We start from the raw sequence: 2,154 nt of genomic DNA on the forward strand, positions 1-2,154 counted from the left end.
TACCGAAAATCGTTGTGGATTACCCGTCTTCCCGATGGTTGTTTCTGACGTTAACTGTCAGGAACTGCGAGATAGGTGAACTTGGAACAGTCCTTACAGCAATGAATGCGGCGTTTAAGCGAATGGAAAAGCGAAAGGAGCTATCACCTGTTCAGGGGTGGATCAGGGCTACGGAGGTGACGCGAGGTAAGGATGGCAGCGCACATCCGCATTTTCACTGTCTGCTGATGGTGCAACCTTCTTGGTTTAAAGGGAAGAACTACGTTAAGCACGAACGTTGGGTAGAACTCTGGCGCGATTGCTTGCGGGTGAACTATGAGCCGAATATCGATATTCGGGCAGTAAAAACTAAGACAGGTGAGGTTGTGGCCAACGTTGCCGAGCAACTGCAAAGCGCGGTTGCTGAAACGCTGAAATACTCCGTTAAACCGGAAGATATGGCAAACGATCCTGAGTGGTTTCTTGAGCTGACGCGGCAGCTTCACAAGCGCCGTTTTATCTCGACCGGTGGGGCGCTAAAAAACGTCCTCCAGTTGGATCGAGAAACCAATGAGGATCTTGTCATTGCCGACGATGTAGGGGATGGCACTGATGACGGGAAGCGGACGGCGTTTGTCTGGGATTCAGGTAAACGGCGTTACAAACGCGCCCCTGAGAAGGATAAATCGGATTAACGTATGAATATTAATATTGAATACCTGAATGGAAATAAGACTATTGGTTTATTTTTTTTAAGAAGTGAAGCGGTGATTCCTGACAGGTTTAAAAACCTTATTTTGCTTATTGATGGATTAAGTTTTGGCACATTTGGTTTTCATCCGCACGAAGGTTTTGAGGATGAATTAATTTTATATATTCAGAAAACAAACGAGAGGGTAAAAACTCTTTTTGTGAAAATAGATTTAAACGGTATCAAGTTTGGATTTTTAAGAACGCATTCTTAGTTCTGGAAAAGAGCCAGCGGCAGGCTGAGGTGATAGGTACGAGATTGCATGCAATCTCTAGTGCTCTGTCTATCCTGCATTATCCTCAGCCTTGCCAACTCGACACCAATGCAGGATAGACAATCCGATGTCAAATGTTAACACTCTGCGAGTGGTACATTTTCCCCGGATTATCGTCCTGAGCCTGCCGCTGGCTCTCTTTCTACCGCCTCGCTTTGCTCGTTGCTCAACGCCTCACAGACACGGATTAAAATCCGCATCCGTTCACCGTTTTTTAAAGTCCGTTAAAAGCATGATGCCATCTCCGAGAGTTAATCTCGTCAAATGCTAAATCGTGGGGGTCCCCTTTGGGGTTCCGATTTAGTGATTGACGACACCACCGATTAAAAAACTTATGCGGGGTGGATGGTTTCACGAAGTGAGGCCATCCACCTGTAAGACAGGGTTTTGTTTTTATCCCCTGTTTTGGTGATCGGGTGTGTGGAAAAGGTTGGGGTAAGCCGTTCGGGGGTGCTTGTTTTGGGGGGTTAAAATTGTGGTTATTTTTTGCGCAATTCTCGCGCGTGATCCTTGTATTTATACTTAAGGGATAAATGGCGGGTATGAAATAGTGGTTTAGCCCAGTAATGACGAGGCTTTGAGTGGGTTTTGACAGGTCAAAGAAAATGGAGCAGAATTGAGGCGTTTTTAATCGGCGTTGGGGAGTGCGTCAACACTCCCCAACATTTCGAATGTGTCACCTCAGCGGCAAACTCTGGTGACATGTACTGGCTCGCAATGCACAGGTACGTGATGAATATACCACATCAAATCACAGCCTGCCCAGATCGGAGCAGGCTTAATGTCAGAAGATAAATTCCTTTCGGACTACAGCCCCCGTGATGCAGTTTGGGATACCCAGCGCACGCTTACCGATTCTGTCGGGGGTATCTACCAGACTGCTGCTGAATTCGAGCGCTATGCACTCCGTATGGCCTCCTGTAGCGGTTTGTTACGTTTTGGTTGGTCTACCATCATGGAAACCGGAGAAACGCGCCTACGGCTTCGTAGTGCGCAATTTTGCCGTGTCCGTCATTGCCCTGTCTGCCAGTGGAGAAGAACCCTCATGTGGCAAGCCCGTTTTTATCAGGCTCTACCGAAAATCGTTGTGGATTACCCGTCTTCCCGATGGTTGTTTCTGACGTTAACTGTCAGGAACTGCGAGATAGGT

The 2,154-nt window shown here is 47.3% G+C and carries 3 protein-coding genes; all 3 read left to right on the plus strand.

The window, feature by feature from the left end:
- Positions 1 to 674 (plus strand): protein rep (locus tag ACWPOD_RS23640; protein WP_052994540.1); only part of this gene is annotated, 674 nt, incomplete at its 5' end.
- A 3-nt stretch (positions 675 to 677) separates the two neighbouring features.
- Positions 678 to 944: a hypothetical protein gene (locus ACWPOD_RS23645; RefSeq protein WP_001024536.1), complete on the plus strand. Its 267-nt coding sequence runs from the start codon at positions 678 to 680 to the stop codon at positions 942 to 944.
- Between the two features lie 1,015 nt (positions 945 to 1,959).
- On the plus strand, positions 1,960 to 2,154 hold a 195-nt coding region (locus ACWPOD_RS23650), incomplete at its 3' end, for a protein rep (RefSeq protein WP_284806869.1).

This window comes from Vibrio sp. JZG120 (assembly GCF_053890955.1).